We start from the raw sequence: 23192 nt of genomic DNA on the forward strand, positions 1-23192 counted from the left end.
GACTGACTTCATGACCAATTTCAAGCGGCAGCTCTGCCGGTCGGCGGCGCTTGCGCTCACGCTTTCCACGCTCGCCATCGCCACCACCGTGGAGGCGCAGGCCGCCGAACGCCGGGTGCGCATCGCGATCGCGGCACAGCCGATGGACCGTGCGCTCGAACAGCTGGCGCGCCAGAGCGGCAGCGACATCCTGTTCACCCGCGATGCCGTGGCGCAGCTGACCGCGCCGGCGCTGTCGGGCGAATTTGACGCCGAAACCGCGCTGCGCCGGCTGATCGCGGGCAAGCCGCTGACGGTTGTGCGCGACGCATCGGGCGCGCTGATCGTCCGAGCGCAGGCCACCCCGCCGCGCCAGACCTCGCAAGCCACGGCTCAGGAGGCCGCCGCGCCCGGCGACGAGATCGTCGTCACCGCCACTTTCTCGGACGGCGTCGAGCGCTCGCTCGACGTCAAGCGCAACGCGGATTCGATCGCCGACGCGGTGGTTGCGGCTGATATCGGCAAGCTGCCGGCGTTCAACGTGGCAGAAGCGCTCCAGCGCGTGCCCGGCGTGACCATCGTGCGCGAAGCCGGCGAGGGCCAGTTCATCAGCGTGCGCGGCCTCGGTCCGAATTTCCAGGCGGTCACCTTTGACGGCATGCCGCTGGCGTATAACGAGAATATCCGCAACTCGGGCCAGTCGGGACGCCAGTTCCGGCTTCAGGTGCTGCCGGCGACACTGATCGACAGCGTGGTCGTCATCAAGTCGCCGACGGCGGACCTGACCGAAAGTGGGATCGGCTCGACCGTCGACATCCGCCTGATCAAGCCGCTTGATCGTACCCCCTTCATCGCCGCCAGCGCCTATGCGGGCTATGAGGAACGCACCGACACGGTGAACCCGAACGGCGCGATCTCCGCCGGCTGGCGCAACCAGGCGCAGACCATCGGCCTGCTCACCGGCCTTTCCTATACCAAGCGCGAGGTCCAGTTCGATCGGCTGCGCGTCGGCTGGCAGGATACCGATGTGCCCGGTTTCGGGACAATCCGCGCGCCCGGCGATGCCCAGCCCTATCTCGAACTGGAAAATCGCGAGCGGCTGAGCGCGGTGCTCGGCATGCAGTGGCGCCCGACGCCCGGCGTCGAACTGGAGCTCGACGGCCTCTATTCGCGGTTCGAGAACGAGACGATCGAACGTCGCCTGACCTATTACATCCCGAGCCAGATCGCCCGGCTCGATCCGGCGACGGCGGTGGTCGAGGACGGGCGGCTGGTGGCCGGCACGATCCGCGGCGCGCGCATCCGCAACTATGCCGAATATATGGACCAGGTTCACAAGAACCTTCAGCTCAACGCCAAGCTGAAGCTCGATTTCGGCGGCTGGCACATTGAGCCGCGCGTCAGCTATGCGCGGGCGGACAGCGACCTCGATACGCCGATCCAGCGCGTCCAGTATCGCACCGCCAGCGGCGCGGGCGGCAACCTGACCTTCGATTTCAGCAATGACGTGCTCAAGGACGGCAAGGTCAACGCGCTGTTCACCGATCTTGACCTCACCGACGGATCGGCGATGAAGTTCGAAAGCTTCGCGGTGCGGCCGATCAATTCGACGGACGAGGACAAGACCGGCGTGCTGAACGTGGCGCGCGACCTCGATCTGGGGATCGGTGGTTTCCGCTTCACCCGGCTGCGTTTCGGCGGCCAATATTCGGATCGCTACCGCGACTATCAGCGCCGCGACCGCAACAGCACGTCGCTGCGCTCCGGTGAAACGCTGACAGCCGATTATCTTGCCTATCCGGTGCCGTCCAACGCCTTCGACCAGTCGATCGGCCAGTTCCAGGCCTGGAAGAATGTCGACTGGTCGCTGTTCAACCAGAACTTCACGCTGGGCAGCGAATATGACGGCGTGAGCCCCAGTGCCGATGATCTGGCGCCGACCGCCGCCGATCTCCAGAATTCCTATCGCATCGGCGAAGAGATCACCGCTGGCTATGGCCGCCTCGATTTCGAATCGTCGATGGGCGATGTGCCGCTGAGCGGCAATATCGGCCTTCGCTATGTGCGGACGCGCACCGACGTTCAGGGTACGACGGTGTCGCCGGTGGACGACGGCAATGGCGGCGTGACGACCGAGGTGACGCCGGTGACGACGCGGGCCAGCTATACCGAATGGCTGCCCAGCGCGAATGCGATGTTCAAGTTCAACGACAATGTGCAACTGCGCCTCGGCATCGCCAAGACGATGACGCGCCCGTCGCTTTCCGAACTGCGCAATTCGATCAACACCAACAGCGTGACGGTCACGACCATCTATAACGAAGGCGCTGCCGCGCTGCAGGATCCGACGCTCAACCTCCAGGCATCGGCCGGCAATCCCAATCTGCGGCCTTATACTGCGTGGAATTTCGACGCATCGTTCGAATGGTATTTCGACAAGTTCGGCGCGTTCACGGTGGCGGCGTTCCACAAGGACGTCAGCGACTATGTCGCGTCGGACTTCGAGACGCGCACGCTGGCCTTTGCGGTGAAGGACGGCTCGACGCTGCCGGTCGACATCCTCGTCGCCACGCCCACCAATGTGGGCGATGCCAAGATCTCGGGCGTCGAATTCGGCTATACCAACAAGCTGCCGTTCGGCCTGGGCGTGACGGCGACCGCGACCTTCGCGACGACCAAGCTCGAGCTCGATCGCACGGGCGTCGGCCTGCAGACCGCCGGCATTCAGGGCGTGTCCGACGTCAGCTATTCGATCACGCCGTTCTTCGAAAGCGGGCCGTTCGAAATCAACGTCAGCTACACCTATCGCAGCGACTATATCACCGACTCGGGTGCGGTGGTGACCTCGCTGCCGACGGCGGAGGATGTCGTCGCCTTTTATCAGAAGGGGTTCGGCATCGTCGATCTGGGCACCAGCTATCGGGTGAAGCCCAATATCGAGCTGTTTGCGCAGGCGGTGAACCTGTTCGACCAGCGCCAGGTGTCGTTTGCGGGCTCGCGTGACGAGTTCAGCGAAATCCACACCTTTGGCCGCACGGTGAATTTCGGCGTCCGCGCCAAATTCTGATCGTCACATAGGGGAGGGGCGCCGCGTTAATCGCGGCGTCCCTCCTTTGCCTTTTTTCATTTCCTGACTCCGGTGAGACGCCAATGCTCCGCGCTTCGATCCTCATTCTGCTGTCGCTGGCTGGTCTGGCGAGCCCGGCGGCGGCGCAACCGGACCGGGCACGGCGCTGGCTGGCGGGCGACCATCACGTCCACAGCATTTACAGCGCCCGTTATCGCGAGGATGCGGCGCATCCCGACATGCTGCCCGAACCCGAGATTGGTGGCGACGGGATTCATACCATCCTCCAGAACGCGCAAATGGCCCGGCGCTTCGGGCTCGACTGGATGGTGTCGACCGATCATGGCGGGCCGGCGCACTCGGCGCTCAACCATGATCGCGCCTGGCCCGATGTGGTGGCCGCGCGCGCGGCGGTGCCCGGGCTGACGTTGTTCTATGGCTGGGAGTTCGACGTGCCCGGCGGCGAACATGCCAGCCTGATCCTGCCGACGGGGCCGGGCGAGCGCGACATGCTGCGCGACATCGAATCGCGGTTCGGCAAGCGCGAGGCGTTTCCGCCGGACCCTGCGCGAAGCACCAAGGCGCGGATGATCGAGGCGCTGCGCTATATGGGGGCGCTGCCGGTGCCGCCGGTGCTGATCGCCAACCATCCCTCGCGTACCGCCACTGGCTTCGGCAGATGGGGTCTGCACGCCCCGGCCGAATATATCCGCTGGCACGATGCCGCGCCGCGCGTCGCGATCGGCATGGAGGGTGCGCCCGGCCATCAGGCGGCGACGCCGGAGCATGCCGAGGATGCGGCGCACGGCATGCGCGGCCTCTATGGCGGCTATCCGACGATGGGCGGTTTCGACCAGATGGTCGCGACGTTGGGCGGCGCGTGGGACGCGATGCTGGGGCAGGGCGTGCGGTGGACGATCACCGCAACCTCCGACTCGCACCGCCACCGCAGCGAGGGCGGCGCCGATTTCTGGCCCGGCGAATATGCCAAGACCTGGGTGTTCGCCGCGCCCGACCCCGCCGACATCCTGGACGGGCTGCGCGCCGGGCGCGTGTTCGCAGCGACCGGCGGCTTGATCGAGGAGCTCGATTTCAGCGCGCGTGCAGCCGGGGGCACCGCCGGGATGGGGGGCGAGCTGAAGGCGGAAAAGGGCCAGACGCTCGCCGTCACCATCCGCTTTCGGCCGGCGAGCAGACCCAATCCGGCGGGCGTCGTCCCCAGGGTCGATCATGTCGATCTGATCGTCGGCGGCGCAACCAGCGGCGCGGGCGACCGCAACCCGACGACCCGCCTGGTCCGACGCTTCACCGCGCGCGACTGGCGCCGCGAGGGCGACATGATGGTGATCCGCTACCGTTTGCCGGCGCCTGGCAACGGCTATCTCCGGCTTCGCGGCACCAGCACGCGCGAGGGTGAACCCGCACCGGATTTCGCCGACGAGGATCCGTGGCAGGATCTCTGGTTCTACGGCAACCCCATCTATTTGAAGGACTGACCGGCGTTGCAGGCCGGGCGTTAACCGGCAATTTCGCGCCGCGAGGCCGCGGTCAGCATTGGGTAACACGTCGCTCCGCTCGGGATACCATCCACGCGTTGATGGATGCCTGCGCTAGCGCAGCGCGTTCTCCAAACTCCGCTGCGATCGCGATATGGCTCAACAGGCAGAACGTTCGAGCCATTTATCGACAAAAACCGTTCCGTGACACGGCTATGTGCCACCGGTTGCCAAAACTAAGAAAATCTAGCGGTCCCGCCCATCAGGGGGAAAATGGTGCCCAGAAGAGGACTCGAACCTCCACGGGGTTACCCCCGCCAGCACCTGAAGCTGGTGCGTCTACCAATTCCGCCATCTGGGCACGGGGTAGGCCGGCGCCTCTAGGGGAGCATTGGCGGGGTTGTCAACGGGCTTTGATCGGAAAAATATTGGACATGGCCTGCCGCTTGCCGTTTAGGCCGTCACACGGCATGGGAGCCGCTCGTCAGGACAAGAGGCAGAGATGAAGGACAGGCTCGTAACCCTCATCGGCGGCGGGGGCTTTCTCGGCCGCTACGTCACGCAGGACTTGCTGCGCGGCGGCGCGCGCGTTCGCGTGGTCGAACGCCGCCCGCGCGACGCGTGGTTCCTGAAGCCGCTCGGCGGCTTGGGGCAGACCCAGTTCGTCGTCGGCGACGTGACCAGGCCGCAGACGCTGGCCCGCGCGCTCCAGGGCTCCGACGCGGTGGTCAACCTTGTCGGGATCCTCAAGGGCGATTTCCACAAGGTCCATGTCGACGGCGCTCGCAACGCCGCCGAGGCGGCAGCCGCAGCCGGCGCGACCGCGATGGTGCAGATTTCGGCGATCGGCGCCGACCCGGCATCGGCGTCGGCCTATGGTCGCAGCAAGGCCGAGGGCGAAGTCGCCGTCCGTCACGCCTTCCCTGGCGCGACGATCCTGCGGCCCTCGATCGTGTTCGGCCCCGAGGACCAGTTCGTCAACCGCTTTGCCGGGATGATCGCCGGTGCGCCGGTGGTGCCGGTGCTGCGCGGCGAGACGCGGTTCCAGCCGGTCTATGTCGCCGATGTCGCGCAGGCGGTGGTCGCCGCACTGGCCGATCCGGCCGCGCATGGCGGCAAGCTCTATTCGCTCGGCGGGCCTGACGTGATGAGCATGAGCGGGTTGATGCGCTGGATCGCCGGCGCGATCGGCCGCAAGCCGCATCTGCTGGAGCTTCCCGACGCGCTGGGTGGGCTCATCGCCGGTTTCGGCGCACTGCCGGGCGCGCCGATCACGCGCGACCAATGGGCGATGCTGCAGACCGACAATGTCGTTCCTGCGGGTGACGACGGCCTTGCCGCGCTCGGCGTGTCGGCGACGCCGCTCGCGAGCGTGGCGCCCTCGTGGCTGGTGCGGTTCCGCCGCGCCGGGCGCTTCAGCCGATTCGGTGCGCCCGCTCGATGAGCGAAATGCTGGTCGCGATCCTGCTCGGCATCGTCGAAGGGGTCACCGAATTCCTGCCGGTTTCGTCGACCGGGCACCTGATCCTCGCCAGCGAGCTGATGGGCTATGATTCGGCGCGCTGGGCGATGTTCAACGTCGTCATCCAGCTCGGCGCGATCCTGGCGGTGGTGGTGCTTTACTGGCGCACCTTCTGGGCGCTGCTCGACGGGCTGATCCGGCTCAATCCGGTGTCGCTTCGATTCGTGCGCAACCTGCTGATCGCGTTCATCCCCGCCGCTGTCATTGGGCTGGCGCTGCACAAGCAGATCGAGGGGCTGCTGGGCGAGCCGCGCGTCGTCGCCTGGGCGCTGATTGTCGGCGGCGTCGCGATCCTGGTGATCGAGCGGCTGGTGAAGCAGGCGACGATCCACGGCATCGCCGAAATTCCGGTGGTGCGCGCAATCGGCATCGGTTTCATCCAGTGTCTGGCGATGGTCCCCGGCGTAAGCCGGTCTGGCGCGACGATTATGGGCGCGCTGTCGCTCGGCGTCGAGCGGCGCACCGCCGCCGAGTTCAGCTTCTTCCTGGCGATCCCGACGATGCTCGGCGCGACGGTGCTCGAACTCGTCAAGAATCGCGAAATGATCGTCACCAGCGGCGTCGGCTGGGGCGAGATCGGCGTCGGCTTCCTCGTCGCGTTCGTCGTGGCGCTCGCCGTGATCAAATGGTTTGTTGGCATCGTCAGCAAGCACGGTTTTACGCCGTTCGCACTCTATCGGATCGTTGCGGGCGCCGGTGCGCTGATCTGGCTCTCGATGAGATAGGGCCGAAGCGGAATTAAAACTGGTTCGCAATAACGAGGCTTGACTGCAGAATCGGCCGCTGCGCGGAAAATAGGTAAGCATTGCTGTCTTTTTATCCGTGGCGCTCTGCGATACAGGGCGCGCATGGCTGATGATGCGATGCTGAAATTCGTCGGGCGTGGACAGGCTTACCCGGCCAAGCGCCCTGCTGCGATCCGGGCGGAAGACTTCCGCGAGATTGCGGAACGCTATGCCGTGCCCGACGCCGAGGCGCAGGCGGGGCGCTGTTCGCAATGCGGCGTTCCCTATTGTTCGGTGCATTGTCCGCTGCACAACCATATCCCGGACTGGCTGCGCCTGACCGCCGAGGGGCGGCTGCGCGAGGCGTATCAGCTGTCGAACAGCACCTCGACCATGCCGGAGATCTGCGGCCGCATCTGCCCGCAGGATCGGCTGTGCGAAGGCAATTGCGTGATCGAGTTTTCCGGCCACGGATCGGTGACGATCGGCTCGGTCGAGAAGTTCATCACCGACACCGCTTGGGCCGAAGGCTGGGTGGAGCCGGTACTGGTTGGCCCTGACCGTGGCCAGTCGGTCGGCATCATCGGCGCCGGCCCGGCGGGGCTCGCGGCCGCCGAATATCTACGCGGCTATGGCTATGCGGTGCACGTCTATGACCGCTACGACCGCTCGGGCGGGCTACTCACCTATGGCATCCCCGGCTTCAAGCTGGAAAAGGACGTGGTGATGCGCCGCATCCAGCGGCTGGAGGAAGGCGGCATCGTCTTCCACCGCAATTTCGATGTCGGACGCGACGCGACGCTCGACGAACTGCGTGCGCGCCATGATTCGATCCTGGTGGCGACCGGTGTGTACAAGCCGCGCGGCATCAAGGCGCCGGGCGTCGGCGCGAAGGGCGTGGTCGACGCGCTCGATTACCTGACGGCGTCGAACCGCAAGAGCTTCGGCGACAGCGTGCCGGCGTTCGAGGATGGCAGCCTGAATGCTTCGGGCAAGAACGTCGTCGTGGTCGGCGGCGGCGATACGGCGATGGACTGCGTCCGCACCGCGATCCGCCAGGGCGCGGCGTCGGTGAAGTGCCTTTATCGCCGCGACCGCGCGAACATGCCGGGCTCGCAGCGCGAGGTTGCCAATGCCGAGGAGGAGGGCGTCGAGTTTGTCTGGCTCTCCGCCCCGGAAGCGTTCGACGGCGCCGATCAGGTGACCGGCGTGCGCGCGTCGAAGATGCGGCTCGGCGCACCCGATGCCTCGGGCCGCCGTGCGCCGGAAGTCGATCCGGGCGGTGCGTTGCAGATGCCCGCCGATCTCGTCATCAAGGCGCTGGGCTTTGAGCCCGAGGATCTGCCCAGGCTGTTCGGCGCCGACGAGCTGGGCGTTACCCGCTGGGGTACGCTGCGTACCGACGGCAAGACGATGATGACCAGCCTGGACGGCGTGTTCGCCGCCGGCGACATCGTCCGCGGCGCTAGCCTTGTCGTCTGGGCGATCCGCGACGGCCGCGATGTCGCGGCGCACATACACGCCTGGATGAAGGCACGCGCCAAGGCGCCGGCGGTGGCGGCATGAGGAGGATTGGCATGTTTCGGACGATGTTGGTCGCGGCAGCGATCGGTGTGGCGGCGCCGGCCGCCGCGATCGCGCAGACTGCGACGTCGGCGGCGCCTGCCCCCGACCCTGCCCGTCTGGCCATTGCTAAGCGTGTGGCTGACCAGCTGGTTCAGGACGGCATGTACAAGCGCATGTTGGGCGCAAATTTCGACAAGATGATGCAGTCTGTGGTCGGGATGACCGGCGACCTGCCGATCCGCCAGTTCGCGAGCGCCGCAGGTGTCAGCGAAGCGGAAGCCGCCGAACTGGGTGAGACGACGCTTCGCGAGGTCATGGAAATCTATGACCCGCATTGGGAAGAGCGCCAGCAGAAGATGATGAGCGCCATGATGAGCGGCATGGGCGACCTGATGTCTTCGCTTGAGCCGCGTATCCGTACAGCATTGGCCCGCGCCTATGCCCGCGAATTCAGTCTCGCAGAGCTGCAGGAAATGCAGGGGTTCTTCGCCACGCCGGCGGGGTCGCATTATGCACGCACGTCGATGGAACTGATGATGGGGCCCGACATGATGGAGGCGATGTCCGAGGCCGTCCCAGAGATCATGAAGGCGATGCCGGCGCTGATCGCCAAGGGCCAGGAAGCGACCAAGGATCTGCCGGCGCCGCGCGACAAAAGCGATCTGACGCCGGCCGAGCGCAAGAAGATCGAAGCGCTGCTGGGCCAGGAAGCGGGCTCGGACGGCCACGCGGACGACAAGGAGTCGGAATGACGCCGCTCGCCCTTCTGGCGGTGGCGCTGGTGCTCGCGCCCCCCGGTGCCGCGCAGGACCATGCCGCGCGCGTCGATCGCCTGATCGCCGCGCTGCCAAAGGAATCGGGCGAGGGCGAACCGGTCGTCGAGCCGGACGACGAGACGCTGGTGGCGCAACGCGACGCGCTGGTTGCCGATCATCCGGACCAGAAGCCGGTGATCGTCGATGCCTTTGCGGCACAGGCCCGCTGCAGCAACGACACCGCCCGGCAGCTGGCGGCAGACGGCATGCGCAATGCGATCGAGCGGCTGACCGATGACGAGATCGAGCAACTGACGGTCTTTTACACCGGCCCGGATTATCAGCGGCTCGCGGCGGGCGCCTCGGACGGCGAAATGGCGGCATTGGCAAAGCGCTATCCGCTGGAACGCTTTTCGGCCGTGATGGGCGAAGCCATGCCCGCAATGTTTTCAAAGGCCATGGATGCCTTTTCGGCATGTGAAAGCGCGCGCAACGAGACGCTGGCGCGCGCAGGAATCAAGGATTGAGAGTCGAGATGGACCAGATCAAGCTCAGCGCCGAACGTGAGCGCCTCGCCCGCGAGGGCATGTACCGCCCCGAGTTCGAAGGCGATGCCTGCGGCGTGGGTATGGTGGCGGCGACCGACGGCCAGTCGTCGCGCCGCGTCGTCCAGTCGGCGATCGACGCGCTGAAGGCGGTGTGGCATCGCGGCGCCGTCGATGCCGATGGCAAGACCGGCGACGGCGCCGGCATCCATGTCGATCTGCCCTTGCGCTTCTTCGACGAACAGATCGTCGGCAGCGGCCACCGCGTGCTGCCGAACCGCCTCGCCGTCGGCATGATCTTCCTGCCGCGCACGGACCTTGGCGCGCAGGAGACCTGCCGCACCATCGTCGAAAGCGAGATCATCGAGGCGGGCTACACCATCTATGGCTGGCGCCAGGTGCCGGTCGATGTTTCGGTGATCGGCATGAAGGCGCAGGCGACGCGCCCCGAGATCGAGCAGATCATGATCGCCGGGCCGATGCCGGATGCGATGGATGCCGCCGAGTTCGAGCGGCAGCTCTATCTGATCCGCCGCCGCATCGAGAAGCGGGTGATCGCGGCACAGGTCGGCGGCTTCTACATCTGTTCGCTGTCGTGCCGCTCGATCATCTACAAGGGGCTGTTCCTCGCCGAGTCGCTGTCGGAATTCTATCCCGACCTGAAGGACGCCCGGTTCGAGAGCCGCGTCGCGATCTTCCACCAGCGTTATTCCACCAACACCTTCCCGCAATGGTGGCTGGCGCAGCCGTTCCGCTGCCTCGCCCACAATGGCGAGGTGAACACGATCCGTGGCAACAAGAACTGGATGCTCAGCCACGAGATCAAGATGGCGAGCATCGCGTTCGGCGAGCAGAGCGAGGACATCAAGCCGGTGATCCCGGCGGGCGCGTCGGACACCGCCGCGCTCGACGCGGTGTTCGAGGCGATCTGCCGTTCGGGTCGCGACGCGCCGACTGCCAAGCTGATGCTGGTGCCCGAGGCGTGGCAGCAGGGCGAATCGACGCCGCCGGCGCACGCCGCGATGTACCAGTATCTCGCCAGCGTCATGGAGCCGTGGGACGGCCCGGCCGCGCTGGCGATGACCGATGGCCGCTGGGCGGTCGCCGGCATGGATCGCAATGCGCTTCGCCCCTTGCGCTACACCCAGACCTCGGACGGGCTGCTGATCGTCGGTTCGGAAACCGGCATGGTGCCGGTGCCGGAGGCGAATGTTGTCGCGAAGGGCCGGCTGGGGCCGGGCGAGATGATCGCGGTCGACCTCGATCAGGGCAAGCTGCTTCACGATCGCGCGATCAAGGACCAGGTGGCTGGCGAGGCGGACTATGCCGCGATGGTCAAGGGCTTTGTCCGCATGGAGGATCTGGCCCCGGCGCCGGCGCAGGCGCCGCAATATGATCGTGCCGAACTCACCCGTCGGCAGATTGCGGCGGGCCAGTCGCTCGAGGATCTCGAACTGATCCTCGCGCCGATGATCGAGACCGCCAAGGAAGCGATCGGATCGATGGGCGACGATACGCCGCTGGCGGTGATTTCCGACAAGCCTCGGCTGATCAGCCAGTTCTTCCGCCAGAATTTCAGCCAGGTGACCAACCCGCCGATCGACCCGCTGCGCGAACGGCACGTGATGTCGCTCAAGACGCGGTTCGGCAACCTCGCCAACATCCTGGATACCAAGGGCAATGGCGGTGCGGTGCTGGTGCTGGAAAGCCCGGTGCTGACCAATGACGATTGGCACCGGCTGCGCGCGCATTTCGGCGCGCAGGCGGCGGAGATCGACTGCACCTTCCCGGCCGATGCCGGGCCGGACGAATTGCGGCTGGCGATCACGCGCATCCGCAACGAGGCGGAGCAGGCGGTGCGCGAGGGCCGCACCGAATTGTTCCTCACCGACGAACATAGCGGGCCGGACCGTGTTGCCATCGCCGGCGTGCTGGCGGCGGCGGCGGTGCATACCCACCTCGTCCGCCGGGGGCTGCGCTCCTATGCCAGCGTCAACGTCCGCACCGCGGAGTGCCTCGACACGCATTATTATGCGGTGCTGATCGGCGTCGGCGCGACGACGGTGAACGCCTATCTCGCCGAAGCGGCGATCGTCGACCGCCAGGCGCGCGGCCTGTTCGGCGATTTGAGCCTTGCCGACTGCCTCAAGCGCCACCGCAAGGCGATCGACGAGGGGCTTCTCAAGATCCTGTCGAAGATGGGCATCGCGGTGATCAGCTCGTATCGCGGCGGCTATAATTTCGAGGCGGTGGGCCTCAGCCGTGCGCTGGTCAACGATCTGTTCCCGGGCATGCCGGCCAAGATTTCGGGCGAAGGCTATGCCTCGCTCCATCTGTCGGCAAAGCTGCGTCACGATGCCGCCTATGAGCATGCGGCGGCGGCGCTGCCGATCGGCGGCTTCTATCGCCAGCGCCATAGCGGCGAGACGCATGCCTATTCGGCGCAGCTGATGCACCTGCTGCAGACCGCGGTGTCGACTGACAGCTATTCGAGCTATCTCGCCTTCTCGCGCGGGGTGCGCGATCTGCCGCCGGTCTATCTGCGCGATCTGCTCGAATTCAATTTCCCGGAAAGCGGCATCCCGATCGACCAGGTCGAGGCGATCACCGAAATCCGCAAGCGCTTCGTGACGCCGGGCATGTCGCTCGGCGCCCTGAGTCCCGAGGCGCACGAGACGCTGGCGATCGCGATGAACCGAATCGGCGCACGCGCCGTGTCGGGCGAAGGCGGCGAGGATGCGAGCCGCTACAAGCCCTATGACAATGGCGACAACGCCAATTCGATGATCAAGCAGGTTGCGTCGGGCCGCTTCGGCGTGACGGCGGAATATCTGAACGCCTGCGACGAGATCGAGATCAAGGTGGCGCAGGGCGCCAAGCCCGGTGAGGGCGGCCAGCTGCCCGGCTTCAAGGTGACCGAGTTCATCGCGAAGCTGCGTCACGCGACGCCGGGCGTGATGCTCATCTCGCCGCCGCCGCATCACGACATCTATTCGATCGAGGATCTGGCGCAGCTCATCTATGACTGCAAGCAGATCAATCCGCGGGCGCGGGTGTGCGTGAAGCTGGTGAGTTCGGCGGGTATCGGCACCGTCGCGGCGGGCGTGGCCAAGGCGCATGCCGACGTCATCCTCGTCGCCGGTCACACCGGCGGCACGGGTGCCTCGCCCTTCACCTCGATCAAATATGCCGGCACGCCCTGGGAAATGGGCTTGTCGGAGGTGAACCAGACGCTGACGCTCAACGGCCTGCGCGGCCGCGTCCGCCTGCGTACCGATGGCGGGCTCAAGACCGGGCGCGACATCGTTATCGCCGCGATCCTGGGTGCGGAGGAATTCGGCATCGGCACGCTCAGCCTGGTCGCGATGGGCTGCATCATGGTGCGCCAGTGCCATTCGAACACCTGTCCGGTCGGCGTCTGCACGCAGGACGAACGGCTGCGCGCCAAGTTCGTCGGCACGCCGGAAAAGGTCATCAACCTGATGACCTTCATCGCCGAGGAAGTGCGCGAGATCCTGTCCAAGCTCGGCTTCAAGAGCCTGGACGAGGTGATCGGCCGCACCGAGCTGCTTCGCCAGGTCAGCCGCGGTGCCGAGCATCTCGACGATCTCGACCTCAACCCGATCCTCGCCAAGGTGGATGCGGATGACGCGGAGCGGCGGTTCAGCCTCAGCACCTTCCGCAATGCGGTGCCGGACAGCCTCGACGCGCAGATGATCAAGGACGCCGCGCCCGTGTTCGCGCGGCGCGAGAAGATGCAGCTCACCTATTCGGTGCGCAACACGCACCGCGCGGTGGGCACGCGCCTGTCGTCCGAAGTGACCAACCGCTTCGGCATGTCGGCGCTCAGCGACGGGCATGTCCATGTCCGGCTGCGCGGGTCGGCGGGCCAGTCGCTCGGCGCCTTCCTGTGCAAGGGCATCACGCTCGAAGTGTTCGGTGATGCGAACGATTATGTGGGCAAGGGCCTGTCGGGCGGCGTGATCGTCGTGCGGCCGCTGGTCAGCTCGCCGATCGAAAGCTGGAACAACACGATCATCGGCAACACCGTGCTCTATGGCGCGACCTCGGGCCGGCTGTTCGCGGCGGGTCAAGCGGGCGAGCGCTTCGCGGTGCGCAACTCGGGTGCCGAAGTGGTGGTCGAAGGCTGCGGCGCGAACGGATGCGAGTACATGACCGGCGGCACCGCCGTGGTGCTCGGCCGCGTCGGCATGAACTTCGGCGCGGGCATGACAGGGGGCATGGCATTCGTCTACGACGTCGACGGCACCTTCGAACGCCACGCCAATCCGGAGAACATCACCTGGCAGCGGCTGGCTTCGGCGCATTGGGAGGAGCGACTGCGCGCGCTGATCGCGTCGCACGCGACGGCGACCGACAGCAAATGGTCGCGCGGTATTCTGGAGGACTGGGACCGCGAGGTGGGCAAGTTCTGGCAGGTGGTGCCGAAGGAAATGCTCGGCCGTCTTTCGCATCCGCTCGACGATGCGGTCGAGGCAGTCGCTGCGGAATAAGGCGTGATCGGCGGCGGCCGGGTCGAAACGACTCCGGCCGCCGCCCAATTTCAGCCCCGCTCAGATCGGGCCTTCCCCGCCCGATTGTCGCCCCTTATGGCAGGGACATGTGGCAGCTCCTTCAATTTCCGCTCTGTCCCTTCTCGCGCAAGGTCCGGCTTCTGCTCGCGGAAAAGGGTGTCGGCTATGAGCCGGTTCGCGAATCGCCGTGGCAGCGCCGCGACGAGTTTCTCGACCTGAACCCGACCGGGCAGACGCCGGTGATGGTCGACACCGATCGCGGCGTGACGCTGATCGATTCGACCGTGATCTGCGAGTTTTTCGAGGAAACCGTCAGCAAGACCGCGCTGCTCAACGGCAGCGCGACCGACCGCGCGGAGATCCGGCGGCTGGTGGTCTGGTTCGACCATCATTTCTATGGCGACATCACCGCGCCGCTGCTCCACGAACGCATGATCAAGCGGCTGGTGTATCGCCAGGCGCCCGACGCCAAGGTGCTGCGCGAGGCGATGAAGGCGGCGGTCGGCCATCTCGACTATATCGATTATCTGCTCGATCACCGCACCTGGCTCGCCGGCGCGACGATGAGCCTCGCCGATCTTACCGCGGCTGCGCAGATCTCGATCGCCGACTATCTGGGCGGCATCGACTGGAAGAGCCACGAACTCGCCAAACGCTGGTATATCGGGATGAAGAGCCGGCCGAGCTTTCGCCAGCTGCTGAGCGAGCGGATGGAGGGGATCAACCCGCCGGCCGATTATGAGAAGCTCGACCTCTAGGTTAGGATAATCGCCGGCGGTTGGGCGTTCGTGCAGCAACGGGAGAGACTGCAATGCTCGAACATGTGCCGCACTGGCTTGGCAGCGCGCTGAAGGGGTTCCGCGCGGGGAGCGCGAAGCTGGCGATCGTTCAGCCCGAACTCGGCAGCTTTCAGGTGATGAACCTTGCCAGCCCCGCCTTCGCCAATGGCGCACGGATGCCCGAGCGCTTCACCGCCGACGGCGAGGGGGTCTCGCCGCCGTTGTTCTGGACGAACGTGCCGGAGGGGACGGAGACGCTGGCGTTGATTGTTGAGGACCCCGATGCGCCGACGCCGCAGCCGCTGGTGCATGCGCTGGTCTGGGGGCTGCCGCTTGACGGCGAGTTGAAGGAAGGCGCGATCCGTGCCGATGGTGCCGGTGATGCGCAGGGCAAGGACGTCGGCCGCAACAGTTCGCTCGGCGAAGGCTGGATGCCGCCGGACCCGCCGACCGGGCATGGCCCGCATCATTATGCGTTCCAGATTTTCGCGCTGGGCGCCGGACCGGCGATCGGCGAAAGCCCGGGCCGCGGTGCGCTTGTCAAGGCGATGGCGGGCCGCGTGCTGGCGGCGGGCCTGCTGACCGGCGTCTATTCGCGCGGCGAGCCGCAGCCGACGGGGCTGGTGGGCGCGACAGCGCCGGTGTGACGCACCGGCGCCTTGCCGCGATCATCCGTTGACGACGGTTCCGCCGTTCGGATGAAGCACCTGGCCGGACATATAGCTCGAATCCTCGCATGCCAGGAACAGAAAGGCCGGGGCGACCTCGTTCGGCTGGCCGGGGCGGCCCATCGGCGTGCCCTCGCCGAAATGCTCGAGCTTCTCCTTCGTTGCGCCGCCACTGGGGTTCAGCGGCGTCCAGATCGGCCCCGGCGCGACGCCGTTGACGCGGATGCCCTTTTCGATGAGGTTCATCGAAAGGCTGCGCGTGAACGCGGTGATCGCGCCCTTGGTCGAGCTGTAATCGAGCAGTTCGGGTTCGCCCTGATACATGGTGACCGAGGTGCAGTTGACGATCGCCGCGCCCTGCTTGAGGTACGGTGACGCGGCCTGAACCATGAAGAACATGCCAAAAATGTTGGTTTGGAACGTCCGCCGCAGCTGTTCCTCGGTAATGTCGGTGATGTCGTTGTCGGGATGCTGTTCGCCGGCATTGTTGACCAGGACATCGATCTTGCCGAATTCGTTGATCACGCGATCGACGGCGGAATCGCAAAAGGCCTTGTCGCCCACATCGCCGGCGATCGTCAGCGCGCGGCGACCCTCGCTGCGCACGATCTCGGCGGTCTTCTCGGCATCCTTGTGTTCGCACAGATAGACGATCGCGACGTCTGCGCCTTCGCGGGCGTAAAGTGCGGCCACGGCGCGGCCGATCCCGCTATCGGCGCCGGTGACGATCGCCACCTTGCCCTTCAGTCGATCCGATCCGCGGTAACGGGGCTGCCATTCGGGCTTCGGATCGAGCGCGCGTTCCTCGCCGGGAAGCGCGTCTTCATGGATCATTTCGACGGTGTCGGTCATCGGCGGGTCCTTCTCGATGTCGGTGAGGCTATCGACAGAACAGGCGCCGCAAGTTGGGGGTTCCGGGCGGATGAGACCGGCCGGGGGACCGCAGGGGTCAGGCGATGATGCCCGAACCCTGCAGGCCGGCGACCATGATCAGTCCGCTGGTGAGGGCGAACGACACGACGCCGATGGCGATGCTGCGAATCATGTCAGGTTTCTCCGTGTTGGGGCGCATGGTCAGGCGATCGGGATGATCGGCGTGGAATAGGCGACGAGCGCAACGGTGAAGAACACGGCGCCGAACGAGGCGAGGGCGCGGTGGAACGAGTCGAGACGTGCGGTCATGATGAAACTCCCTGATTTGGCGGCGGTCGAACCATTCGAACCGCCGATGCCTGAAGCGTTGCAGAGAGCGTGCCAGAATCGTAAGTTGTTGATTACAAAGGGGCGTGCCTTTCGCATGCCCTTGAAGTCGGAAATTTCACCCGATCACGCGGTGAAAATTGCGACTTGTCAGCGAATATCGCCAGGAACGTCGGTTCCGACACACACGCGATTGCGGCCGGCGCTTTTGGCGGCGTAGAGCAGCCGGTCGGCGCGGTGGAAGGCGGTCTGGTGGACCTCGCCGGGCGCGACGGGGGTGAGCCCCGCCGAAAAGGTGATTTCGCCCAGCGGCGCATCGGTGTCGCGCAACTTGTAGCGCTTCGCCTGGACGGTCGCGCGGGCGCGTTCGAGCGTCTCGCGCGCGCGTTCGACCGAAACGCCGGTGAACAGCACGGCGAATTCCTCGCCGCCGTGCCGGACGACGAGATGGCCGCGGCAGGTCTGGCGCAGCGCATCGGCGATGGCGCGCAGCACGCGGTCCCCCACGGCATGGCCGAACCGATCATTGACCGACTTGAAGTGATCGACGTCGCACACCGCCAGACACATCCGGCCGCCCGCATTTCGCTGCGCCACGAATGCTTCCTCAAAAGCCCGACGATTGGGCAGATCGGTTAGCGGATCGCGACGCGCATTGTCCCTTGCTTCCTCAAGCTTCTCGCGAAGCTCGCTCGCCTCGCGGGTCGCGGTTTCAAGCTTGTCCTCGGCGGTGCGGACACGGTCGAGCATCGCAGCGGTGAGCCGAGCGACCGAGTCGAGCGTGTCCGGCACGGCCGCAGCGTCGGTCATCGCCTGCGCGCTCGCCGCCAGATCGCGGCCGAAATCGGCGGTTTCGGCGCGCATCGCCGTCACCATGTCGGCAAAGCCCTCGACCTGCATCTGCGTGCGGGCGACCAGCCCGTCGGCGCGTTCCTTGACATCGACGGGCGAATGGCTGGGCTCGATATCGGATTCGAGCGACTGGATGTCGCGCTGCGTCAGCCGGACCCCGCCTTCGGTCAGCACCTCCACCGCGCGGGCGAGCGGGCCATCGGGGTTGGAGAGCAGGCGATGCGCGAAGGCATAGTTCACCGGATCGGGGGCCAGCCGCTGATCGAACAGAAACTCTCCGATCCGTTCGAACAGCAAGCGGCCAGCCGCTTGTCCATCATCCGTCCGAACGGCTCGCGCGATGCGCATCAGCCCTAACCCCCGTGTCTTCACGGCCTGTGTGGCCGGTGTTTATGAGGGAAAATAGATAATAGCAGAGTGCTAAAATCTGGTTGTCGCGGCGTTTACCGGTTTTCCGGTGCCTGCCGTCAATGCTGGTGGGCCTGCCGATACTTCCGCACGGCGGCGAGCGTGAGGCGAATGTGATCGGCGGGATTTGGATCCGAATGGGCGAGCAATATCTTGCCGTCGGGCGCGATGACGTAGCTGGTTCGGCTGGTGATCTTGGGTGCGGCGCCGTCCGGGCGCTTCAGCAGCACGTCATAGCCCTGCGCCACGGCCGGCGTCGCCGCCGCGACCGCGAACTTGCCCGCGCAATATTCGCTCGAAAATTTTTCGAGCTGATCGACATTGCCGGCGGTCATGCCGATCACTGTCGCACCCGCCTTGGTGAAATCGTCGAGCGATTCGGCGAAGGCGTGCGCTTCGGCATTGCATCCCGGGGTGAAGGCGGCCGGGAAGAAATAGAGCACTACCGGCCCCTTTTTGAGCGCGGCCTTGAGGTCCACCGTGATCGGCTTGCCCGCGACGGCGCCGTTGGCGGTGAACATCGGCGCCTTTGCCCCCGGCGTCAGCGCGGCGTCGGCCGGCATGGCGAAGGGCAGGATCATCGCGGCGAGAGCGAGTTTCAGGCGCATTTCAATCTCCCAAGAACAGTTGAACATAGAATACGCCGACGCGCCCGCCGATGCCAGCGGGCGAAGCGCTAACGGGTAAAGGCGATGCCGATCCGGGCATAGGTATCGTCGACATTGTAGCGGTCCAGCGCCTCGCCATAGCCGGTAAAGGCCTGGCCGAAGAGATAGATGCCGAGCCCGCCGCCGAGCCGGGTGAGCGGATAGGAGACGAACAGTTCGCCGGCGCCGCGTCCGGTGCGGAAATCGCCGCGGCCGGTGATCGCCAGCTTCACGCCTTCCTTCTGCCCGATCGCGGCAGTGAGCGCCGCCTGGCCGTAATAGTCCTTCGCGTCGAGGAAGGTGCCGCTGTTGCCGACATAGACCCATGCCTGCGGGGCGAGATCGAGCCGCCAGTTGCCGCCGAGATCGAACTGCTTTTCGCCGCGGACGAACAACCGGTTGAGATCGACCGAATCGGCCTCGCCGCGCCCGTTCGAATCGTGCCGCCAGCCGAGCGCGACACGGGTGGTCGAATCGAACGGGATATCGGCGTAGAGTTCGGGGCTGTAATTGGTCGATCGGAACGGGCCGGACGGTTCGGCCAGCGCCCAAAACATCGTCTGGGTATAGGCAAAGCGCAGATTGCCGAGATGCAGCGGCGCATCCTCCGCGAACGGCCGGAACGCGAAGCTGAGTTGCAGCTTGCCGCCGGCATCCTTCAGCCCGAAGGCGCCATAGGTCGGCTCGTGCGGTTCGAACCGATCGACAAAGGCGGACGAGCTGCCGGTGCTGCTCTGCACGGTCGCTTCCTGCGGCGGAATTTCGGCCGGCCGGTGCGCGGCGGCGGGCGGCACCGCCGTACCGGCGATCCCGACGGGCACATAGCGCGCCTTGGCGAATCCATGCGGCGCGATCGTCGGCATTGGCCCGGGGGTGCGTTCAAGCACCAGCCGGGTGCCGTCGGCCGCCGTCACCTCGATCTGGCGCGGGCCGGCATCTTCGAGCGGCACCTCCCCCTCGTTGACGAGGAACACCTCCACGCCGCGCAGCGCCGCCTGTTCGGAGGCGGGCTGGGCGGGCACGGCACGAACCTGGGCAAAAGCGGGCGTCGCGGCGAGCAGCAGGCCGGAAGCGGAAAGAGCGGCGATCAGGCGCATGTTTTGCCGAGTGACAGGCGATTGTGACCTTGGCGAGTCAAATACGGCCGGGTAGGGCGAGGAATGGCAATTTCCCAGACCGATATCGCGCTCGCCGAGCGTCTCGCCGACGCGGCGGGCGCCGCCATCCGCCCCTATTTCCGCGCCGACCATGGCGTCGAGGCCAAGGAAGACCAGTCGCCCGTCACGCTGGCCGACCGCGCCGGCGAGGAAGCGATGCGCCGGCTGATCGTCGCCGAATGCCCGCAGGACGGGATCATCGGCGAGGAATTCGGCGTGAAGGAAGGCGTGAGCGGGCGCCAATGGGTGCTCGATCCGATCGACGGCACGCGCGCCTTCATCGCCGGGCGCCCCGTGTTCGGCACGCTGATCGCGCTGGTCGACAATGGCTGGCCGGTGATCGGCATCATCGACCAGCCGATCATCGGCGAGCGCTGGCTGGGCGTGGCCGGGCGCCGCACGCTGTTCAACGGCAAGCCCGCCGAATCGCGCCGTTGCCGCGACCTGAAGGACGCGATCCTGGGCACGACATCGCCCGCGCTGTTCGACGACGACCAGCTCCACGCCTTCGAGCATCTCGACGCAAAGGTGATGAGCACGGTGCTGGGCGGCGATTGCTATAATTATGGCTGCGTCGCGAGCGGCTGGCTCGACATCGTCGTCGAGGCGGGGCTGAAACTCCACGACTTCGCGGCGCTGGTGCCGGTGGTCGAGGGCGCGGGCGGGCGGATGTGCGACTGGTCGGGCGATCCGCTCCACGCCGGCAGCAACGGCGAAGTGATCGCCGCCGGCGATCCGGCGCGGATCGAGGAAATCCTCGAGGCGATGGCCTGTCGCGGCCACTGATCGCGGCGGCAACCGAATCGCACCCCGCTTCGTTACGGCAACGATACGCCGACAGCGAACGAAGGGGATGCAATGAACCGATGGCAATGGGCGGTGCGGCTGCTCACACGGCGGATGTGGTTCCGCGCCAGCCTGTTCTGCCTGTTCGCGGTGCTGCTGGGTCTGGGCAGCGCGCTGCTCGGCCATGCCATTTCCTATGAATTCGCCGCCAGCATCGGCGCCAAGTCGGTCGACCACATCCTCGACGTGCTGGCATCGAGCATGCTGGCGGTCACCACCTTCTCGCTGACGGCGATGGTCCAGGCCTATTCGGGTGCGACCAGCAACATCACGCCGCGCGCCGTGCAGCTGCTGGTCGACGACCGGATGGCGCAGAATGCGCTGGCGACGTTCCTCGGCAGCTTCCTGTTCGCGATCGTCGGCATCATCGCGCTGTCGACCGGCGTTTATGGCGAGACCGGGCGCGTGCTGCTGTTCATCGGCACGATCCTGGTGATCGGATTGATCGTCGTCACCTTTCTGCGCTGGATCGACCATGTCACCCATTTCGGCCGCGTCGGCGACACGATCGAGCGCGTCGAGAAAGCGGCCACCCGCGCCGTCCAGGGCATCGCCCAGCGGCCGGCGTTCGGCGCCGGCGAGCGTGAGGACGTGCCCGACGGGGCGACCACGCTGTGTCACCCCCGGATCGGCCGGGTGACGCATGTCGACCTGTCGCAGCTTCAGGAAGCGGCCGAGGCGATGGATGCGCAGTTCCACCTGATGGCGTTGCCCGGCGCCACCGTCGACCCGGCGCGGCCGATCCTTTGGACCAACGCACCGCTCGACGAGGAACAGCGCGGCCGGATCTGCGCGGCGTTCACCGTCGATCGGGGGCGGGCCTTCGATCATGATCCGCGCTTCGGGCTGGTGGTGCTCGCCGAAATCGCCTCGCGGGCGCTGTCGCCGGCGGTGAACGATCCGGGGACGGCGATGGCGACGATGGAGGCCGGCACGCGCGTGCTGGCGACGGTGCTTCGCCACGAACCCGACGAAGCGGTCGCGCCGCCCGAGCGAGTGACGGTGCCGCCGCTGCGGTTCCGCGAGCTGCTCGACGATCTGTTCCGGCCGATTTCGCGCGACGGCGCCGGCATCGTCGAAGTGGGCATCCGGCTCCAGGGGGCGATCGGCGCGCTGGCTGCGATCGACCCGGAAGCGCGGGCCGCCTGTCGCGCGGCGGCGCAGGCGGCGTTCGAGCGCATGTCGCGCGCGCTGGACGATCCGCAGGACCAGCATCTGCTGGCCAGCGCGCACGCCCGCTTCTGGCCCGGCGGCTGAGCGCGCCTCATCGCCCGTTCCAGAAGCCGGGATGCGTGTCGATCGCGGCGATCAGCCAGTCGGCGACGCGGCGCTGCTCGGCCAGGCCGAAATGCGAATGGCAGCCGTTCTGCGCATAACCGGTGGTGGAAAAGGGCAGGAACAGGAGGTCGCGCAGCCCCGCCTCGCGCGCGGCGGCCGCGATGCCGACCTCCATCTCGCGGATCGCGGTGACCTGGGCGGGCGGCATCGCGGCGGCATCGAACCACCACAGGATGACCACCGCGTCGGGCGCGCGGGCATGGAGCTCGGCGAACAGCCGGCGATGCCCGTCGACATAGCCGGCGGCGACGGCCGCCATGTCCGGCCAGCGCGCATCGGGTCTGAACCCGACGAAATCGGCCTGGAGCTTGAGCATCACGATCTGCGGCCGCCATGCGCGATCGACATAGGGTGTCGCCTCAGCGGGAAAGCGCCGAGATGCCAGCCGCAGCATCGTGCCGTCCGGGGCGGTGCCGCTATAGTTGCGCACCAGCCCGCGCCCCGACACGGCATTGACCTGATAATCGGCATCGAAATGGCGCGCGGCGATCGCGGCAAAGGCATCGGGCGTATCGGTGGTGTCGCGCACCTGCTGCGGCGTGCAGACTCGCTCGGCCGAGCGCGTGCCATAGCCGGTCATCGACGAATCGCCGATGAATTCGATCTGCCGCCGGCGGGCGGGCGGCGCGGGCAGGGCATGGCCGGGCGCGACGAACATGCCGCCGAACAGCGCCGGCTGCGGGCTTTCGTTCACCTTGTCGAGCCGGATGCGGTGATCGCCATCGGCAAGGCCGGCGATGGTGACGTCGTGCCGGCCGGGCCGGGGGATGGCGATCGGCGGAAGATCGTCGATCGTCACGCGAAAGTCGTTCAGCGCATCGTCGAAGCGCAGCACGACGCGCGGGCCGCGAAACGCCGCCTCGGCATAGATGCCGGGCCATTGATGGCGGAAACCGGCGCCCGCCGGCGCGACGCGGCCGCCGATATGGAGCGGCAGCGCGACGCGCCGGGTGGCGGTGTCGACCGGGCCGACCGACACGCTCTGTAGCGGCGGCACGTCGCCGGGCGTCGCGAGGGCGACGGCGAGCGCGAGCAGGCGCAGGATCATCGCCGCCACGCCGTGTAGCGGGCGGTTCGCCCGCGCGGCGAATGTGCCGAAGTTGACGC

The 23192-nt window shown here is 66.6% G+C and carries 17 protein-coding genes and 1 tRNA gene; 12 read left to right on the plus strand and 6 right to left on the minus strand.

From position 1 onward, the window contains the following. Positions 1–10: 10 nt before the first annotated feature. Both ACX40Y_RS05395 and ACX40Y_RS05400 read left to right on the plus strand, forming a co-directional pair. On the plus strand, positions 11–3046 hold the full coding sequence (locus ACX40Y_RS05395; RefSeq protein ID WP_459118526.1) for a TonB-dependent receptor: 3036 nt from the start codon (positions 11–13) through the stop codon (positions 3044–3046). A gap of 83 nt (positions 3047–3129) precedes the next feature. Continuing rightward, positions 3130–4542 (plus strand): CehA/McbA family metallohydrolase domain-containing protein, encoded by a 1413-nt coding sequence (locus tag ACX40Y_RS05400; RefSeq protein WP_459118527.1) that lies wholly within the window; start codon positions 3130–3132, stop codon positions 4540–4542. Between the two features lie 274 nt (positions 4543–4816). Here the strand turns inward: ACX40Y_RS05400 and ACX40Y_RS05405 are convergent. After that, positions 4817–4903, minus strand: a tRNA-Leu gene (locus ACX40Y_RS05405). A 141-nt stretch (positions 4904–5044) separates the two neighbouring features. Between ACX40Y_RS05405 and ACX40Y_RS05410 the strand changes: the two genes are divergently transcribed. From ACX40Y_RS05410 to ACX40Y_RS05445, 8 genes are all read left to right on the plus strand, one after another. Further along, positions 5045–5986, plus strand: coding sequence for a complex I NDUFA9 subunit family protein (locus ACX40Y_RS05410; protein WP_459118528.1), 942 nt, complete (start codon positions 5045–5047; stop codon positions 5984–5986). After that, positions 5983–6789 (plus strand): undecaprenyl-diphosphate phosphatase, encoded by an 807-nt coding sequence (locus ACX40Y_RS05415; RefSeq protein ID WP_459118529.1) that lies wholly within the window; start codon positions 5983–5985, stop codon positions 6787–6789. Before ACX40Y_RS05410 ends, ACX40Y_RS05415 begins: the two co-directional genes overlap by 4 nt. A gap of 123 nt (positions 6790–6912) precedes the next feature. Continuing rightward, positions 6913–8355 (plus strand): NAD(P)-dependent oxidoreductase, encoded by a 1443-nt coding sequence (locus tag ACX40Y_RS05420; RefSeq protein WP_459118530.1) that lies wholly within the window; start codon positions 6913–6915, stop codon positions 8353–8355. 23 nt (positions 8356–8378) lie between these two features. Beyond that, the gene (locus ACX40Y_RS05425; protein ID WP_459118869.1) at positions 8379–9107 is read left to right on the plus strand and encodes a DUF2059 domain-containing protein; all 729 of its coding nucleotides are present in this window, start codon (positions 8379–8381) and stop codon (positions 9105–9107) included. Beyond that, the gene (locus ACX40Y_RS05430) at positions 9104–9637 is read left to right on the plus strand and encodes a hypothetical protein (protein ID WP_459118531.1); all 534 of its coding nucleotides are present in this window, start codon (positions 9104–9106) and stop codon (positions 9635–9637) included. The genes ACX40Y_RS05425 and ACX40Y_RS05430 overlap by 4 nt, the downstream gene beginning before the upstream one ends. Positions 9638–9645: 8 nt before the next feature. Continuing rightward, positions 9646–14169: a glutamate synthase large subunit gene (gene gltB, locus ACX40Y_RS05435; protein WP_459118532.1), complete on the plus strand. Its 4524-nt coding sequence runs from the start codon at positions 9646–9648 to the stop codon at positions 14167–14169. Between the two features lie 107 nt (positions 14170–14276). Further along, a complete protein-coding gene (locus ACX40Y_RS05440; RefSeq protein ID WP_459118533.1) occupies positions 14277–14948 on the plus strand; it encodes a glutathione S-transferase family protein in 672 nt (223 codons plus the stop codon). A 53-nt stretch (positions 14949–15001) separates the two neighbouring features. Next, complete coding sequence (locus ACX40Y_RS05445) at positions 15002–15616, plus strand: YbhB/YbcL family Raf kinase inhibitor-like protein (RefSeq protein WP_459118534.1); 615 nt, start codon at positions 15002–15004, stop codon at positions 15614–15616. Positions 15617–15637: 21 nt separating this feature from the next. On the opposite strand, the gene ACX40Y_RS05450 is transcribed toward ACX40Y_RS05445, so the two are convergent. The 4 genes from ACX40Y_RS05450 to ACX40Y_RS05465 form a co-directional block, all read right to left on the minus strand. Then, entirely contained in the window at positions 15638–16489 is an 852-nt protein-coding gene (locus ACX40Y_RS05450; RefSeq protein WP_459118535.1) for a glucose 1-dehydrogenase, read from the minus strand. A gap of 498 nt (positions 16490–16987) precedes the next feature. After that, entirely contained in the window at positions 16988–17986 is a 999-nt protein-coding gene (locus tag ACX40Y_RS05455; protein ID WP_459118536.1) for a GGDEF domain-containing protein, read from the minus strand. A 170-nt stretch (positions 17987–18156) separates the two neighbouring features. Then, positions 18157–18705: a peroxiredoxin gene (locus tag ACX40Y_RS05460; RefSeq protein WP_459118537.1), complete on the minus strand. Its 549-nt coding sequence runs from the start codon at positions 18703–18705 to the stop codon at positions 18157–18159. Between the two features lie 68 nt (positions 18706–18773). After that, entirely contained in the window at positions 18774–19841 is a 1068-nt protein-coding gene (locus ACX40Y_RS05465; protein WP_459118538.1) for a phospholipase A, read from the minus strand. A 63-nt stretch (positions 19842–19904) separates the two neighbouring features. Here ACX40Y_RS05465 and hisN point away from each other — a divergent pair, with 63 nt between their 5' ends. Next, positions 19905–20687 (plus strand): histidinol-phosphatase, encoded by a 783-nt coding sequence (hisN, locus tag ACX40Y_RS05470; RefSeq protein ID WP_459118539.1) that lies wholly within the window; start codon positions 19905–19907, stop codon positions 20685–20687. A 72-nt stretch (positions 20688–20759) separates the two neighbouring features. Further along, positions 20760–22004 carry a DUF2254 domain-containing protein gene (locus ACX40Y_RS05475; protein ID WP_459118540.1) on the plus strand — a complete coding sequence of 415 codons (1245 nt, stop codon included), beginning with the start codon at positions 20760–20762 and terminating at the stop codon, positions 22002–22004. 7 nt (positions 22005–22011) lie between these two features. Here ACX40Y_RS05475 and ACX40Y_RS05480 read toward each other — a convergent pair whose 3' ends face one another. After that, on the minus strand, positions 22012–23133 hold the full coding sequence (locus ACX40Y_RS05480) for an SGNH/GDSL hydrolase family protein (protein ID WP_459118541.1): 1122 nt from the start codon (positions 23131–23133) through the stop codon (positions 22012–22014). Between the last annotated feature and the right edge of the window lie 59 nt (positions 23134–23192).

Source organism: Sphingomonas sp. RS6 (genome assembly GCF_054489705.1).

Coding starts and splice junctions, on each gene's coding strand:
- ACX40Y_RS05415 (WP_459118529.1), top strand. CDS start 5,983: ATGAGCGAAATGCTGGTCGCGATCCTGCTCGGCATCGTCGAAGGGGTC.
- ACX40Y_RS05480 (WP_459118541.1), bottom strand. CDS start 23,133: ATGATCCTGCGCCTGCTCGCGCTCGCCGTCGCCCTCGCGACGCCCGGC.
- ACX40Y_RS05460 (WP_459118537.1), bottom strand. CDS start 18,705: ATGCGCCTGAAACTCGCTCTCGCCGCGATGATCCTGCCCTTCGCCATG.
- ACX40Y_RS05420 (WP_459118530.1), top strand. CDS start 6,913: ATGGCTGATGATGCGATGCTGAAATTCGTCGGGCGTGGACAGGCTTAC.
- ACX40Y_RS05465 (WP_459118538.1), bottom strand. CDS start 19,841: ATGCGCCTGATCGCCGCTCTTTCCGCTTCCGGCCTGCTGCTCGCCGCG.
- ACX40Y_RS05450 (WP_459118535.1), bottom strand. CDS start 16,489: ATGACCGACACCGTCGAAATGATCCATGAAGACGCGCTTCCCGGCGAG.
- ACX40Y_RS05410 (WP_459118528.1), top strand. CDS start 5,045: ATGAAGGACAGGCTCGTAACCCTCATCGGCGGCGGGGGCTTTCTCGGC.
- ACX40Y_RS05395 (WP_459118526.1), top strand. CDS start 11: ATGACCAATTTCAAGCGGCAGCTCTGCCGGTCGGCGGCGCTTGCGCTC.
- hisN (WP_459118539.1), top strand. CDS start 19,905: ATGGCAATTTCCCAGACCGATATCGCGCTCGCCGAGCGTCTCGCCGAC.
- ACX40Y_RS05400 (WP_459118527.1), top strand. CDS start 3,130: ATGCTCCGCGCTTCGATCCTCATTCTGCTGTCGCTGGCTGGTCTGGCG.
- ACX40Y_RS05445 (WP_459118534.1), top strand. CDS start 15,002: ATGCTCGAACATGTGCCGCACTGGCTTGGCAGCGCGCTGAAGGGGTTC.
- ACX40Y_RS05475 (WP_459118540.1), top strand. CDS start 20,760: ATGAACCGATGGCAATGGGCGGTGCGGCTGCTCACACGGCGGATGTGG.
- ACX40Y_RS05425 (WP_459118869.1), top strand. CDS start 8,379: ATGTTGGTCGCGGCAGCGATCGGTGTGGCGGCGCCGGCCGCCGCGATC.
- ACX40Y_RS05430 (WP_459118531.1), top strand. CDS start 9,104: ATGACGCCGCTCGCCCTTCTGGCGGTGGCGCTGGTGCTCGCGCCCCCC.
- ACX40Y_RS05440 (WP_459118533.1), top strand. CDS start 14,277: ATGTGGCAGCTCCTTCAATTTCCGCTCTGTCCCTTCTCGCGCAAGGTC.
- gltB (WP_459118532.1), top strand. CDS start 9,646: ATGGACCAGATCAAGCTCAGCGCCGAACGTGAGCGCCTCGCCCGCGAG.